The following is a 17977-nucleotide window of genomic DNA, read 5'->3' on the forward strand; positions in this document are numbered from 1 at the left end:
TAATGAAAAACATTGACCCAAAACTTTATCACCATACGCCTACCGTCAGTGTTCACGATAACCGTGGGTTGGCTGTCCGTAACATCAGTTTTCACCGCGCTACCGCAGAAGCAAATACCGATACCCGTATTACTCGTCATCAATATAATGTCGGCGGATATTTGAACCAAAGCATTGATCCTCGCCTGTATGATGTCAAACAGACTAACAACGCAGTACAACCGAATTTTATCTGGCAGCATAATTTGACCGGCAATATTCTGCGAACAGAGAGCATTGATGCCGGCCGAACAATTACCCTCAACGATATTGAAGGTCGCCCGATATTAACCATCAATGCAACCGGTGTCCGCCAGAATCATCGTTATGAAGATAACACCCTACCCGGCCGTCTGCTCGCTATCACTGAACAACTACAAGCCGAAGAGAAAACCACCGAGCGTCTTATCTGGGCCGGCAACACACCGCAAGAAAAAGACGCCAACCTTGCTGGTCAGTGTGTCCGCCATTACGATACCGCAGGACTGACTCAACTTAACAGCCTTGCTTTAACCGGGGCCGTGCTATCGCAATCTCAACAATTGCTGGTAGATGACCAGAATGCCGACTGGACAGGTGAAGACCAGAGCCTCTGGCAGCAAAAACTGAGCAGTGATATCTATACTACCCAAAATAAAACCGATGCTATCGGGGCTTTACTTACCCAGACCGATGCCAAAGGCAACATTCAGCGACAAGCCTATGATGTGGCCGGGCAGCTAAAAGGGAGCTGGCTAGCATTAAAAGGCCAGGCCGAACAAGTGATCATCAAATCGCTGGCCTACTCCGCCGCCGGGCAAAAATTACGCGAAGAGCATGGCAACGGGGTTATCACCGAATACAATTATGAACCCGAAACCCAACGGCTTATCGGCATCACCACTCGCCGTCCATCAGACTCCAAGGTGTTGCAAGACCTACGCTATCAATATGACCCGGTAGGCAATGTCATCAATATCCGTAATGATGCGGAAGCCACCCGCTTTTGGCGCAATCAGAAAGTGGTCCCAGAGAATACTTATATTTACGATTCCCTGTATCAGCTTATCAGCGCCACCGGGCGCGAAATGACGAATATAGGTCAGCAAAATAACCAACTTCCCTCCCCTGCGTTACCTTCTGATAACAATAGCTACACTAACTATACCCGTACCTATAGTTATGACCGAAGCGGCAATCTGATGAAAATTCAACACAGTTCGCCTGCCACGCAAAATAACTACACGACAAATATAACGGTTTCAAATCGCAGCAACCGCGCGGTACTAGGCACACTGACCGAAGAGCCAACCCAAGTTGATGCCTTATTTGATGCGGGAGGTCATCAAACTAGCTTGTTATCCGGTCAAGCTCTAACTTGGACACCGCGAGGCGAATTGAAACAAGCCAACAGCGCCACAGGAAATGAGTGGTATCGCTACGATAGTAACGGCATACGACAGCTAAAAGTGAATGAACAACAAACTCAGAATATCGCGCAGCAGCAAAGAGTGATTTATCTGCCGGGACTGGAACTACGAACAACACAGCATGGCAGCACTACCACGGAGGATTTGCAAGTTATCACGCTCGGTAAAGCCGGTCGCGCACAAGTCCGAGTATTGCATTGGGAGAGCGGCAATCCAGAAGGTATTAACAACAATCAGCTTCGTTACAGCTACGATAATCTTATCGGTTCCAGCCAACTTGAGTTAGATAGCGACGGACAAATTATCAGTGAGGAAGAATATTATCCATTTGGCGGTACAGCGCTGTGGGCAGCAAAGAATCAAACCGAAGCCAGTTATAAAACCATTCGTTATTCAGGTAAAGAACGAGATGCTACCGGACTGTATTATTACGGCTACCGTTATTACCAACCGTGGGCGGGCAGATGGTTAAGTGCGGACCCGGCCGGAACAATTGATGGACTGAATTTATATCGCATGGTGAGAAATAATCCGGTGACGCAATTTGATGTTCAGGGATTATCACCGGCCAACAGAACAGAAGAAGCGATAATAAATCAAGGTTCCTTTACCGGAATGGAAGAAGCCGTTTATAAAAAAATGGCAAAATCTCAAATTTTCAAACGCCAAAGGGCTATCGCTGCCCAAACAGAGCAAGAATCCCATGAATTATTGACCAACAACCCCGGTGTAGACATTAGCCCAATTAAAAACTACACCACAGATAGTTCACAAATTAATGCCGCAATAAGGGAAAACCGTATTACGCCAGCAGTGGAAAGTTTAGATACCACATTATCTGCCCTGCAAGATAGACAAATGCGGGTAACTTATCGGGTGATGACCTATGTAGATAATTCTACTCCCTCACCCTGGCACTCCCCACAGGAAGGAAATAGCATCAATATTGGTGATATCGTTTCAGATAACGCTTATTTATCCACATCGGCCCATCGTGGTTTTCTGAATTTTGTTCATAAAAAGGAAACCAGTGAAACTCGATATGTCAAAATGGCATTTTTAACAAATACAGGTGTCAATGTCTCAGCGGCATCTATGTATAATAATGCCGGTGAAGAGCAAGTATTTAAAATGGATTTAAACGATTCGAGAAAAAGCCTGACTGATAAATTGAAACTAAGAGTCAGTGGACCACAAGCCGGACAAGCGGAAATATTGCTTCCCAGAGAAACACCGTTCGAGGTTATTTCAATGAAACATCAAGGTAGAGATACCTATGTATTATTACAAGATATTAAACCATCAGCGATGACTCATAGGAATATACGTAATACTTATACCGGCAACTTCACGTCATCCAGAACAAATTGAGTTATGCAAAATAGCTATTGATTAATTTAGCCATAAAAGATCCCCTGAACTTTGATTCAGGGGATTTAACAACCAACCATCGTTAAAAGCTCAAGAAAGTTTCATTCAATCACGATAATATTTCATTAATCAAAACCAGTAGTTTAATTCATTCAATAATAAATATCCCAGATTAACCCTAAAGAATTAAATCTGAAATGAGTAAATTCAATGGTTCTTTATATTTATGCCTGAGAGTATAAGCACAATACTTCACTGATGGTGTTGGATACGATTTAAAATTTAAAAAAGTAATATCTTTATGAAGATCAGCAGAACAGAACACTTCATTCGGTGTCATTAAACTTATCGCAACACCTGATTTCACTAAATCCAATCGATTAGTAAAATCAGGTACAGTTAACAAAGTTAAATTTTGGTATTCAGGTAGACAATTCAGTGAAATAAAACTGTTACACTGTTTAAAGAAAGTACTATTATGCTGAGCCAAAGGCAATGTATATATAATATCATCAGCGTTACTTTCCGATCCTAAAATATCATTAGCTACAGCAAGGCGCAAAGTCTGATAAGTTCCATCCACTCTGACAATATCATCGTTGTCAGGATAATGTTCAGTCGTCACATAGACGGTTATATCTTCTTTCATTAAAGAAGAAAATATTGCCTCTTTTCTTGCCGAATCATCAACCAGAAAATTGTTTTTTATGTAAATATCACGATAATGATAACGTTGTACCGCTCTCTTTATCACTGCCGAAATTTTATTAATATATTCTCCACTTGTCCCAATAATAAGTTTGCCGGCGTTAGCTAATCTCCTGCTTCTCCGATAATGCCAATTATCCTCAACGCGCTGCATTCTCTCATAACATGGCAATAACTCCTGATATAATGCTCTCCCCTCCTCAGTGAGTTTGGTCCTTCCCGGTAATCGTTCAAATAGTTGACAACCCACACGTTGTTCCAGTTGATATATGATCCTACTTAGAGGAGAGGGAGTAATACAAAGCGTATCCGCTGCTAAAGTAAATGACTCTTTTTTCGCTGACTCCATAAAATATTTCAAGCTCTTTGAACAAAATAGCATCATATATCCTTCTTATTTTAATTAATCGTTCCATCCGCAATAGAATGGAATATTAACAAGAAAACATTACAACTACTTTTCTTCTTTGCATTATTTAACATCAAAGTATGCATTAACTGAGATTGAGTTTTATCATCTTTATTCTTAACAGTTATCAAACAATTTTCATTATTATTGCAAAATAAATATAACCCCACTTTATGTTACAATAATGATCATAAAGAAATTTCACATATTATCATTAAGTAATAATAGGCATAATTAATCATTTAATTAAACATTTCAATTGGTTGACAAAGTCTCATTATGCTCAACATGTAATGAGCACAATTTTAACATTAAATAAATTGCATAGTTTATATACCCAATAGATTTCGAGTTGCAGCGCGGCGGCAAGTGAACGAATCCCCAGGAGCATAGATAACTATGTGACTGGGGTGAGTGAAAGCAGCCAACAAAGCAGCAGCTTGAAAGATGAAGGGTATATTCATTATCACTGAAATCCGCTCTTTTCGTACAGTACATCATGTGAACAACACCGTGCCATTTCCTGCCAAACCTTATTAAAAAGTCAGTTGCAAATTTTGCATCTGCTTTTTTTGCAACAGCTATTTAAAGAAAACAGTGAGATAGTGATTCTCTGAGAGAGAGATATGTCTGTTCTTTACGCGCAAACTATTTCTATGCATATCTCAGCTATTTCTCAAAACCTGTATTTAATCATCTCTTATTCCGATGGAACGGAATCATTCTCTGATTGATTCATGATGTAAAGACAATATGGATGTTTCATTTACTTTATGATTTTAAAAGGAATAAATATGAATTCGCCTGTAAAAGAGATACCTGATGTATTAAAAACCCAGTGTGGCTTTCAGTGTCTGACAGATATTAGCCACAGCTCTTTTAACGAATTTCACCACCAAGTATCCGAACACCTCTCCTGGTCCGAAGCACACGACTTATATCATGATGCACAACAGGCCCAAAAGGATAATCGGCTATATGAAGCGCGTATTCTTAAACGCACGAATCCTCAATTACAAAATGCCGTACATCTTGCCATCGTAGCGCCTAATGCTGAACTGATAGGCTATAACAACCAATTTAGCGGCAGAGCCAGTCAATATGTGGCACCGGGTACCGTATCCTCTATGTTTTCACCCGCCGCTTATTTGACTGAGCTTTATCGTGAAGCACGCAATTTGCATGCAGACGGTTCTATTTACCATCTGGATACTCGCCGTCCAGATCTCAAATCAATGGCGCTCAGTCAACAAAATATGGCGACAGAACTTTCCACACTCTCTTTATCCAACGAGCTATTATTGGAAAGTATTAAAACTGAGTCTAAGCTGGATAATTATACTCAAGTGATGGGAATGCTTTCCACTTTCCGTCCTTCCGGCGCGACACCTTATCACGATGCTTATGAAAACGTGCGTAAAGTTATCCAGCTACAAGATCCTGGGCTTGAGCAATTAAATGCTTCACCAGCCATTGCCGGGCTAATGCATCAAGCTTCCCTATTGGGTATTAACGCTTCAATCTCACCTGAGTTGTTTAATATTCTGACGGAGGAGATTACCGAAGGTAATGCTGAGGAACTTTATAAGAAAAATTTTGGTAATATCGAACCGGCTGCACTGGCTATGCCGGAATACCTTAGACGTTATTACAATTTAAGTGATGAAGAGCTCAGCCAGTTTATTGGTAAAGCCAGCAATTTCGGCCAACAAGAATATAGTAATAACCAACTCATTACTCCGGTAGTCAACAGCAATGATGGTACGGTCAAGGTATATCGAATTACCCGGGAATATACAACAAATGCCTATCAAGTAGACGTAGAACTCTTTCCCTACGGTGGTGAGAATTACCAGTTAAATTATAAATTCAAAGATTTTTGGAATGCCTCTTATTTATCTATCAAGTTAAATGATAAAAGAGAACTTGTTCGAGCTGAAGGAGCTCCTCAGGTTAACATAGAGTACTCAGAACATATCACATTAAGTGCAACTGATATTAGCCAACCTTTTGAAATTGGCCTAACAAGAGTACTTCCTTCCAGTTCTTGGGCGTATGCTGCCGCAAAATTTACCGTTGAGGAATATAATCAATACTCTTTCCTGTTAAAACTCAATAAGGCGATTCGTCTATCCCGTGCGACAGAATTATCCCCCACTATTCTGGAAAGCATTGTGCGTAGTGTTAATCAGCAACTGGATATCAATGCAGAAGTATTAAGTAAAATTTTTCTGACTAAATATTATATGCAACGTTATGCTGTTAATGCTGAAACTGCTCTGATACTATGCAATGCACTTATTTCACAACGTTCATATGATAATCAACCTAGCCAATTTGATCGCCTGTTTAATACGCCATTATTGAACGGCCAATACTTTTCTACCGGAGATGAAGAGATTGATTTAAATCCAGGTAGTACTGGCGATTGGCGTAAATCCGTGCTTAAACGTGCATTTAATATCGATGATATTTCCCTCTACCGTCTGCTTAAAATTACCAACCATAATAATCAAGATGGAAAGATTAAAAATAACTTAGACAATCTTTCCGACTTATATATCGGGAAATTACTGGCGGAAATTCATCAATTAACCATTGATGAATTGGATTTATTGCTGGTTGCCGTGGGTGAAGGGAAAACTAATTTATCCGCTATCAGTGATAAACAACTGGCGGCACTGATCAGAAAACTCAATACCATTACCGTCTGGCTACAGACACAGAAGTGGAGTGCGTTCCAATTATTTGTCATGACTTCCACCAGCTATAACAAAACGCTGACACCTGAAATTAAAAATCTGCTGGATACCGTCTACCACGGTTTACAAGGCTTTGATAAAGACAAGGCAAATTTACTGCATGTTATGGCGCCCTATATTGCGGCCACCTTGCAATTATCATCGGAAAATGTCGCCCATTCTGTGCTGCTTTGGGCAGATAAGTTACAGCCCGGCGACGGCGCAATGACAGCAGAAAAATTCTGGGACTGGTTGAATACGCAATATACGCCAGATTCATCGGAAGTATTAGCAACACAGGAACATATTGTTCAGTATTGTCAGGCATTGGCGCAATTGGAAATGGTTTACCATTCCACTGGCATTAACGCAAACGCCTTCCGCCTATTTGTGACAAAACCAGAAATGTTTGGCTCGTCAACTGAGGCAGTACCTGCGCATGACGCACTTTCACTGATCATGCTGACGCGTTTTGCAGATTGGGTTAATGCGTTAGGCGAAAAAGCCTCTTCCGTACTAGCGGCATTTGAAGCTAACAGTTTAACGGCAGAACAATTGGCTGATGCCATGAATCTTGATGCTAATTTTCTGTTGCAAGCCAGCACTCAAGCACAAAACCATCAACATCTTCCCCCAGTGACGCAAAAAAATGCTTTCTCCTGTTGGACATCTATCGACACTATCCTGCAATGGGTTAATGTTGCACAACAATTGAATGTCGCCCCACAGGGAGTTTCTGCGTTAGTCGGGCTAGATTATATTCAATCAAATCAAAAAATCCCCACCTATGCCCAGTGGGAAAGTGCTGGGGAAATATTGACTGCCGGATTGAATTCACAACAAGCGGATACATTACACGCTTTTCTGGATGAATCTCGCAGTGCCGCATTAAGCACCTACTATATCCGTCAAGTCGCCAAAGCAGCGGCAGCCATTAAAAGCCGTGATGACTTGTATCAATATTTACTGATTGATAATCAGGTTTCCGCTGCAATCAAAACTACCCGGATTGCCGAAGCCATTGCCAGCATTCAACTGTACGTCAACCGCACGCTGGAAAATGTAGAAGAAAATGCCCATTCAGGGGTTATTAGCCGCCAGTTCTTTATTGACTGGGACAAATATAACAAACGCTACAGCACCTGGGCGGGTGTTTCTCAATTAGTTTACTACCCGGAAAACTATATTGATCCCACCATGCGAATTGGGCAAACCAAAATGATGGACGCATTATTGCAATCCGTCAGCCAAAGCCAATTAAATGCCGATACTGTCGAAGACGCCTTTATGTCTTATCTGACATCGTTTGAGCAGGTGGCTAATCTTAAAGTTATTAGCGCGTATCACGATAATCTTAACAACGATCAAGGGCTGACCTATTTTATCGGCCTCAGTGAAACTGATACCGGTGAATACTATTGGCGCAGTGTCGATCACAGTAAATTCAGCGACGGCAAATTCGCGGCTAATGCCTGGAGCGAATGGCGCAAAATTGATTGCCCAATTAATCCTTACCGAAGCACTATCCGTCCTGTGATGTATAAATCCCGCCTGTACCTGCTCTGGTTGGAACAAAAGGAGATCACTAAACAGACAGGAAATAGCAAAGATGGTTATCAAACAGAGACGGATTATCGTTATGAGCTAAAATTAGCGCATATCCGTTATGACGGCACCTGGAATACGCCAATCACCTTTGATGTCAATGAAAAAATATCCAAGTTAGAACTGGCAAAAAATAAAGCGCCTGGGCTCTATTGTGCCGGTTATCAAGGTGAAGATACGTTGCTGGTTATGTTTTATAACCAACAAGATACACTCGATAGTTATAAAACCGCTGCAATGCAAGGGCTATATATCTTTGCCGATATGGAATATAAAGATATGACCGATGGACAATACAAATCTTATCGGGACAACAGCTATAAACAATTCGATACTAATAGCGTCAGAAGAGTGAATAACCGCTATGCAGAGGATTATGAAATTCCTTCATCGGTAAATAGTCGTAAAGGCTATGATTGGGGAGATTATTACCTCAGTATGGTATATAACGGAGATATTCCAACTATCAGTTACAAAGCCACATCAAGTGATTTAAAAATCTATATCTCACCAAAATTAAGAATTATTCATAATGGATATGAAGGGCAGAAACGCAATCAATGCAATCTGATGAATAAATATGGCAAACTAGGTGATAAATTTATTGTTTATACTAGCTTGGGAGTTAATCCAAATAATTCGTCAAATAAACTGATGTTTTATCCCGTTTATCAATATAACGGAAACGCCAGTGGGCTCAGTCAAGGGAGATTACTATTCCACCGTGACACCAATTATTCATCTAAAGTAGAAGCTTGGATTCCTGGAGCAAAACGTTCTCTAACCAATCCGAATGCTGCCATTGGTGATGATTATGCTACAGACTCTTTGAACAAACCGGATGATCTTAAGCAATACATCTATATGACTGACAGCAAAGGGACTGCTACCGATGTTTCAGGACCAGTAGATATCAATACTGCAATTTCTCCAGCAAAAGTTCAGGTAACAGTAAAAGCCGGTAGCAAAGAACAAACTTTTACCGCGGATAAAAATGTCTCCATTCAGCCATCACCTAGCTTTGATGAAATGAATTATCAATTTAATGCTCTCGAAATCGATGGCTCAAGTCTGAATTTTAATAATAATTCAGCCAGTATTGATATTACCTTTACCGCATTTGCAGAGGATGGACGTAAACTGGGTTATGAAAGTTTCAGTATTCCTGTTACCCGCAAGGTGAGTACTGATAATGCCCTGACCCTGCACCATAATGAAAATGGTGCGCAATATATGCAATGGGGAGTCTATCGCATTCGTCTTAATACTTTATTTGCTCGCCAATTAGTTGCGCGAGCCACTACCGGTATTGATACGATTCTGAGTATGGAAACTCAGAATATTCAGGAACCACAGTTAGGCAAAGGTTTCTACGCTACGTTCGTGATACCTCCGTATAACCCATCAACTCATGGTGATGAACGTTGGTTTAAGCTTTATATCAAACATGTTGTTGATAATAATTCACATATTATCTATTCAGGTCAGCTAAAAGATACAAATATAAGCACCACGTTATTTATTCCTCTTGATGATGTTCCATTGAACCAAGATTACAGCGCCAAGGTTTACATGACCTTCAAGAAATCACCATCAGATGGTACCTGGTGGGGCCCTCACTTTATTAGAGATGATAAAGGAATAGTAACAATAAACCCTAAATCCATTTTGACCCATTTTGAGAGCGTCAATGTCCTGAATAATATTAGTAGCGAACCAATGGATTTCAGCGGCGCTAACAGCCTCTACTTCTGGGAACTGTTCTACTATACCCCGATGCTGGTTGCTCAACGTTTGTTGCATGAGCAAAACTTTGATGAAGCGAACCGCTGGCTGAAATATGTCTGGAGTCCATCCGGGTATATTGTTCACGGCCAGATTCAGAACTACCAGTGGAATGTCCGTCCGTTACTGGAAGACACCAGTTGGAACAGTGATCCTTTGGATTCCGTCGATCCTGACGCAGTAGCACAGCACGATCCAATGCACTACAAAATTTCAACCTTTATGCGCACCCTTGATCTGTTGATCGCGCGCGGCGATCACGCTTATCGCCAGTTGGAACGCGATACGCTTAACGAAGCGAAGATGTGGTATATGCAAGCGCTGCATCTGTTAGGCGATAAACCATACCTACCGCTGAGTACCACATGGAACGATCCACGACTGGACAAAGCCGCGGATATTACTACCCAAAGTGCTCACGACAGCTCTATAGTCGCTTTGCGGCAGAGTACACCGGCACTTTTATCATTGCGCAGCGCTAACAGTCTGACCGATCTCTTCCTGCCGCAAATCAATGAAGTGATGATGAATTACTGGCAGACATTAGCTCAGAGAGTATACAACTTGCGTCATAACCTCTCTATCGACGGTCAGCCGCTATATCTGCCAATCTATGCCACGCCGGCGGACCCCAAAGCGTTACTCAGCGCCGCCGTTGCCGCTTCTCAAGGTGGAGGCAAGCTGCCGGAGTCATTTATGTCCCTGTGGCGTTTCCCGCACATGCTGGAAAATGCTCGCAGCATGGTTAGCCAGCTCACCCAGTTCGGCTCCACGTTACAAAATATTATCGAACGTCAAGACGCGGAAGCACTCAACGCGTTATTACAAAATCAAGCCGCAGAGCTAATATTGACTAACCTGAGCATTCAAGACAAAACCATTGAAGAACTGGATGCCGAGAAAACCGTGCTGGAAAAATCCAAAGCGGGAGCCCAATCGCGCTTTGATAGCTATAGCAAACTGCATGATGAAAACATCAACGCCGGTGAAAACCAAGCCATGACGCTACGAGCGTCCGCCGCCGGGCTTACTACGGCAGTTCAGGCATCCCGTCTGGCTGGCGCAGCGGCTGATCTGGTGCCTAACATCTTCGGCTTCGCCGGTGGCGGCAGCCGTTGGGGGGCTATCGCTGAAGCAACCGGCTATGTGATGGAATTCTCCGCTAATGTTATGAATACCGAAGCGGATAAAATTAGCCAATCTGAAACCTACCGTCGCCGCCGTCAGGAGTGGGAGATTCAGCGTAATAATGCCGAAGCGGAGCTGAAACAACTCGACGCCCAACTTAAATCGCTGGCAGTACGCCGTGAAGCCGCCGTATTGCAAAAAACCAGTCTGAAAACCCAACAAGAACAGACCCAATCCCAATTGGCCTTCCTGCAACGTAAGTTCAGCAATCAGGCGTTGTACAACTGGCTACGTGGCCGACTGGCAGCAATTTACTTCCAATTCTACGATTTGGCTGTCGCGCGTTGTTTAATGGCAGAACAGGCTTACCGTTGGGAAATCAATGATGACTCTGCTCGCTTTATTAAACCGGGCGCCTGGCAAGGAACCTATGCCGGTCTGCTGGCAGGTGAAACCTTGATGCTAAGTTTGGCGCAAATGGAAGACGCCCATTTGAGACGCGATAAACGCGCATTAGAGGTCGAACGTACAGTATCGCTGGCCGAAATTTATGCTGGTTTACCGCAAGATAAAGGCCCATTCTCTCTGAGTCAGGAAATTGAGAAGCTAGTGAATGAAGGTTCGGGCAGTGCCGGCAGTGGTAATAATAATGTGGCGTTCGGCGCCGGCACGGACACTAAAACCTCTTTGCAGGCATCCATTTCATTAGCTGATTTGAAAATTCGTGAGGATTACCCGGAATCTATTGGCAAAATCCGGCGCATCAAACAGATCAGCGTCACCCTGCCCGCGCTATTGGGGCCCTATCAGGATGTGCAGGCGATATTGTCTTACGGCGATAAAGCCGGATTAGCTAACGGCTGCGAAGCACTAGCAGTTTCTCACGGTATGAATGACAACGGCCAATTCCAGCTCGATTTCAACGATGGCAAATTCCTGCCATTCGAAGGTATCGCCATTGATCAGGGGACATTGACACTGAGTTTCCCCAATGCATCCATGCCAGCCAAAGGTAAACAAGCCACTATGTTAAAAACCCTGAACGATATCATTTTGCATATTCGCTACACCATTAAATAACCATCCCAACACAGAATTAAAACAGGCTCCTAATCGGGGCCTGGTAAGGAGTTTCTATGCAGAATTCACAGACATTCAGTGTGACCGAATTGTCATTACCCAAGGGCGGCGGCGCTATTACCGGTATGGGTGAGGCATTAACACCAGCCGGGCCGGATGGTATGGCTGCCCTATCCCTGCCATTACCCATTTCTGCCGGGCGGGGTTATGCCCCCTCGCTCACGCTGAATTACAACAGTGGAACCGGTAACAGCCCGTTCGGTCTCGGTTGGGACTGCAACGTCATGACAATTCGTCGTCGCACCAGTACCGGCGTGCCGAATTACGATGAAACCGATACTTTTCTGGGGCCGGAAGGTGAAGTGTTGGTCGTAGCATTAAATGAGGGAGGTCAAGCTGATATCCGCAGTGAATCCTCATTGCAGGGCATCAATTTGGGGACGACCTTCACCGTTACCGGTTATCGCTCCCGTTTGGAAAGCCACTTTAGCCGGTTGGAATACTGGCAACCCAAAACAACAGGCACAACCGATTTCTGGCTGATATACAGCCCCGACGGACAGGCCCATTTACTGGGCAAAAATCCTCAGGCTCGTATCAGCAATCCATTAAATGTTAGCCAAACAGCGCAATGGCTGTTGGAAGCCTCGGTATCATCCCACGGTGAGCAGATTTATTATCAGTATCGAGCCGAAGATGAAACCAGTTGCGAAACTGACGAACTTACAGCCCACCCGAACGCAGCTGTTCAGCGCTATCTGCAAGCGGTACATTACGGTAACTTAACTGCCAGCGAAGTTTTTCCCTCGCTAAACGGAGATGATCCACTTAAATCTGGCTGGTTGTTCTGTTTAGTATTTGATTACGGTGAGCGCAAAAACAGCTTATCTGAAATGCCGCCGTTTAAAGCCACGAATAACTGGCTGTGCCGCAAAGACCGTTTTTCCCGTTATGAATACGGTTTTGAATTGCGCACCCGACGCCAATGTCGCCAAATACTGATGTTTCACCGTCTGCAAACTCTATCTGGTCAGGCAAAAGGGGACGATGAACCCGCGCTAGTTTCACGTCTGATACTGGATTATGACGAAAACGCGGTGGTCAGTACGCTCGTTTCTGTCCGCCGAGTAGGACATGAGCAAGATGGCGCAACGGCGGTCACCTTGCCGCCATTGGAACTGGCTTATCAATCTTTTGAGCCAGAACAAAAAGCAGTCTGGCAACCAATGGATGTACTGGCAAATTTCAACGCTATTCAGCGCTGGCAACTGCTTGACCTGCAAGGCGAAGGCGTACCCGGCATTCTGTATCAGGATAAAAATAGCTGGTGGTATCGATCTGCCCAACGTCAGACAGGGGAAGAGATGAACGCGGTCACCTGGGGCAAAATGCAACTCCTTCCTATCACGCCAGCTATTCAGGATAACGCCTCACTGATGGATATTAATGGTGACGGGCAACTGGATTGGGTTATCACTGGTCCGGGGCTAAGGGGTTATCACAGCCAACGCCCAGATGGCAGTTGGACACGTTTTACGCCATTGCACGCCTTACCGATAGAATATACTCATCCTCGCGCCCAACTTGCGGATTTAATGGGGGCCGGACTGTCCGATTTAGTGCTGATTGGTCCCAAAAGCGTGCGTTTGTATGCCAATAACCGCGATGGTTTTACCGAAGGGCGGGATGTGGTGCAATCCGGTGATATCACCCTGCCGTTACCGGGCGCCGATGCCCGTAAGTTAGTGGCATTTAGTGACGTACTCGGTTCAGGCCAGGCACATTTGGTTGAAGTTAGTGCAACTAAAGTTACCTGCTGGCCAAATCTGGGGCATGGCCGTTTTGGTCAGCCAATCACATTGCCGGGATTTAGCCAATCCGCCGCCAATTTTAATCCTGATCGAGTTCATCTGGCCGATCTGGACGGTAGTGGTCCTGCCGATCTGATTTATGTTCATGCTGACCATTTGGATATTTTCAGAAATGAAAGTGGTAACGGTTTTGCCAAACCATTTACACTTCGTTTTCCTGACGGCCTGCGTTTTGATGACACTTGCCAGCTACAAGTGGCTGATGTACAGGGATTAGGGGTTGTCAGCTTGATCCTGAGCGTACCGCATATGGCGCCACATCATTGGCGCTGCGATCTGATCAACGCGAAACCGTGGCTACTCTGTGAAATGAACAACAACATGGGGGCCCATCACACCCTGCATTACCGTAGCTCCGTCCAGTTCTGGCTGGATGAAAAAGCCGCAGCCTTAGCGACCGGGCAAACACCGGTTTGTTACCTGCCCTTCCCGGTCCATACCCTGTGGCAAACAGAAACCGAGGATGAAATCAGCGGCAATAAATTAGTGACCACTTTACGCTATGCTCACGGCGCCTGGGATGGACGTGAACGGGAGTTTCGCGGCTTTGGCTATGTTGAGCAGACAGACAGCCATCAACTGGCTCAAGGCAATGCGCCGGAACGTACACCACCGGCACTTACCAAAAACTGGTATGCCACCGGAGTCCCTGAGGTAGACAATAGGCTATCTGCCGGGTATTGGCGCGATGATAAGCAGGCTTTCACCGGTTTTACGCCTCGCTTTACTCTCTGGAAAGAGGGCAAAGATGTTCCACTGACCGCGGAAAATGACCACAATCTGTACTGGTTAAACCGGGCGCTAAAAGGCCAGCCGCTGCGTAGTGAACTTTACGGGCTAGATGGCAGCGCACAGCAAAAGATTCCCTATACAGTGACTGAATCCCGCCCACAAGTGCGCCAATTACAAGATGACACCACCATTTCCCCGGCGCTCTGGGCCTCAGTGGTGGAAAGTCGTAGTTATCACTATGAACGTATCATCAGTGATCCTCTGTGCAATCAGGATATCACGCTGTCCAGTGACCTATTCGGGCAACCACTGAAACAGGTTTCAGTACAATATCCCCGCCGCAATAAACCAACAACCAATCCGTATCCCGATACACTACCGGATACTCTGTTTGCCAGCAGTTATGACGACCAACAACAACTATTGCGGTTAACCTACCAGCAATCCAGTTGGCATCATCTAATGGGTAATGAACTCAGAGTGTTGGGATTACCGGATGGCACACGCAGTGATGCTTTCACTTACGATGCTAAACACGTGCCTGTTGATGGTTTAAATCTGGAAGCCCTATGTGCTGAAAATAGCCTGATTGCCGATGATAAACCTCGCGAATACCTCAACCAGCAACGAACGTTCTATACCGATGGAAAAACCGATGGAAAAAACCAAACACTACTGAAAACACCGACACGACAAGCTTTAATCGCCTTTACCGAAACGGCGGTATTAACGGAATCCCTGTTATCTGCATTTGATGGCGGTATCACGCCAGACGAATTACCCGGCCTTCTAACACAAGCAGGATACCAACAAGAACCTTATCTGTTCCCACGCGCCGACGAAAACCAAGTCTGGGTAGCACGCAAAGGCTATACCGATTACGGGACGGAAGCGCAATTTTGGCGTCCTGTCGCACAACGTAACACCCTGTTAACCGGGAAAACAACTCTGAAATGGGATACCCACTACTGTGTCATTACTCAAACCCAAGACGCGGCTGGTTTGACTGTCTCAGCCAATTACGACTGGCGTTTTCTCACACCTGTGCAACTGACTGATATCAATGATAATGTGCATCTCATAACCTTGGATGCGCTAGGACGCCCTGTTACCCAACGTTTCTGGGGGATCGAAAATGGCGTGGCAACCGGTTACTCTTCGCCAGAAGAAAAACCGCTCTCTCCGCCAACCGATGTCAGTACAGCTATTGATCTGACCGGACCACTTCCTGTCGCCCAGTGTCTGGTCTATGCACCGGGCAGTTGGATGCCGCTATTCAGTCAGGAAACCTTCAACGCATTAACGCAGGAAGAACAAAAGACGCTGCGTGATTTACGGATTATCACAGAAGATTGGCGTATTTGCGCACTGGCTCGCCGCCGTTGGCTACAAAGTCAAAAAACCGGCACACCACTGGTTAAGCTGTTAACCAATAGCATGGGTTTACCTCCCCATAACCTCATGCTAACTACGGACCGTTATGACCGTGATTCTGAACAGCAAATTCATCAACAAGTCGCATTCAGTGATGGTTTTGGCCGTTTACTGCAAGCCTCTGTACGACATGAAGCAGGCGAAGCCTGGCAACGTAACCAAGACGGCGCTCTGGTGACAAAAATGGAAGATACCAAAACGCGCTGGGCGGTTACGGGACGCACTGAATATGACAATAAAGGACAAACAATACGAACTTATCAGCCCTATTTCCTCAATGACTGGCGATATGTAAGTGATGACAGTGCCAGAAAAGAGGCTTATGCGGATACTCATATCTATGATCCGATTGGGCGGGAAATCCAAGTTATCACGGCAAAAGGCTGGCTGCGGCAGAACCAATATTTCCCGTGGTTTACTGTAAGTGAGGATGAAAATGATTTGGCCGCTGATGCGATCATGTAATTGAATCGATATTCGCTCGTTTAATGTTAACGAGCGGATATACCCGTTATCTTTCAAGTTGCCTCTTTGTTGGCTACACTCACTCTGGTCACATCGTTCGCTATGCTCCCGGGGATTCGCACCCTTGCCGTCGCGATGCATCTTGAAATCCATAGGGTATATAACGAATAGGAAACTGCATTGTGAGTTCTAAATAGAGGAACGGGATATTTTATTACCTTTTATTTCATAGGTAATAAAGTTCAATTCCTGTAAAAACCTGTCATCATGAGAACTAAAAATAACAACTTTCTCTTCTGCAAGACAAATCAGCAACTCAATTAAAAATGTTATAGAATCTGAATCAAGACCATTTGTTGGCTCATCAAAAATATAAACATCCGCATCGATAATAAAAGCTGATGTTAATAAAAATTTCTTTTTTATTCCAAGTGACATTTTTCCATATTCAATACCAGAATAATTAGATATACCAAAACCATTTAAATAGTAATCTAATTGATATTTTAGATTACTTTTCCTATAACGCTGACTTAAATTAATCACATCCATTCCCGTGATGAAATTATAAAAGTTAATATTATCAGATATATAAAATCCATTCCGTTGCAAATTAAATCGGTGTTTCTCTCCATTCTTTATAAAATTAACTACTCCTTTTTTAACCTTATTTACACCAGCAATACTTGAAAGAAAAGTCGTTTTACCCGCCCCATTAATTCCCGCAATACGGTTTAATCCAACACGAAAATCACAATTGACTCCTGAAAAAATAGTCTTACCATTAATAACAACTTCTAACCCAGTAACTTCAAGCATAAATAACCCCTAAAAAAAATGCAAAAAAGAAAATAACACCAATAATAATGATTTTCGTGTATTGCGTTCTCAACAGAGAGATAAAAGAAACAATAATAGAAATAAAAACATAAGATAAAAATATAATCACAGAAAAAGATTTAATAACAAGAAAGCAAAAAAGAAAAAAACAAAGAAAGTAAAAAAACAAACAAACACAATAGTTAAAAAAGAATATTTTACGCACAGATAAAAAATTTGATAAATATGAAAGATAATTTACTTCAATATATGAAAGATTATAGGGCATATATTAATAATATATAATCAGCCTTGTTTGGTATTTGAGAAAAAGCACTTTCACATAATAGATATAAAAGCAAAACAGACAATACCATAATA

The 17977-nt window shown here is 43.6% G+C and carries 5 protein-coding genes; 3 read left to right on the forward strand and 2 right to left on the reverse strand.

Features of this window, described 5'->3' with window-relative positions:
• Nucleotides 1-2: 2 nt before the first annotated feature.
• Entirely contained in the window at nt 3-2819 is a 2817-nt protein-coding gene (locus V2H77_RS16390; protein WP_341499661.1) for an RHS repeat protein, read from the forward strand.
• Nucleotides 2820-2997: 178 nt separating this feature from the next.
• On the opposite strand, the gene V2H77_RS16395 is transcribed toward V2H77_RS16390, so the two are convergent.
• Complete coding sequence (locus tag V2H77_RS16395) at nt 2998-3912, reverse strand: LysR family transcriptional regulator (protein ID WP_341499662.1); 915 nt, start codon at nt 3910-3912, stop codon at nt 2998-3000.
• Between the two features lie 818 nt (nt 3913-4730).
• On the opposite strand from V2H77_RS16395, the gene V2H77_RS16400 reads away from it, so the two are divergent.
• Nucleotides 4731-12275 (forward strand): Tc toxin subunit A-related protein, encoded by a 7545-nt coding sequence (locus tag V2H77_RS16400; protein ID WP_341499663.1) that lies wholly within the window; start codon nt 4731-4733, stop codon nt 12273-12275.
• A 56-nt stretch (nt 12276-12331) separates the two neighbouring features.
• A complete protein-coding gene (locus V2H77_RS16405) occupies nt 12332-16777 on the forward strand; it encodes a SpvB/TcaC N-terminal domain-containing protein (protein ID WP_341499664.1) in 4446 nt (1481 codons plus the stop codon).
• Nucleotides 16778-16966: 189 nt separating this feature from the next.
• On the opposite strand, the gene V2H77_RS16410 is transcribed toward V2H77_RS16405, so the two are convergent.
• Nucleotides 16967-17596 carry an AAA family ATPase gene (locus V2H77_RS16410; RefSeq protein WP_341499665.1) on the reverse strand — a complete coding sequence of 210 codons (630 nt, stop codon included), beginning with the start codon at nt 17594-17596 and terminating at the stop codon, nt 16967-16969.
• Nucleotides 17597-17977: the final 381 nt, after the last annotated feature.

The sequence above is a fragment of the Photorhabdus sp. P32 genome (assembly GCF_038085095.1).
Taxonomy (GTDB): domain Bacteria; phylum Pseudomonadota; class Gammaproteobacteria; order Enterobacterales; family Enterobacteriaceae; genus Photorhabdus; species Photorhabdus luminescens.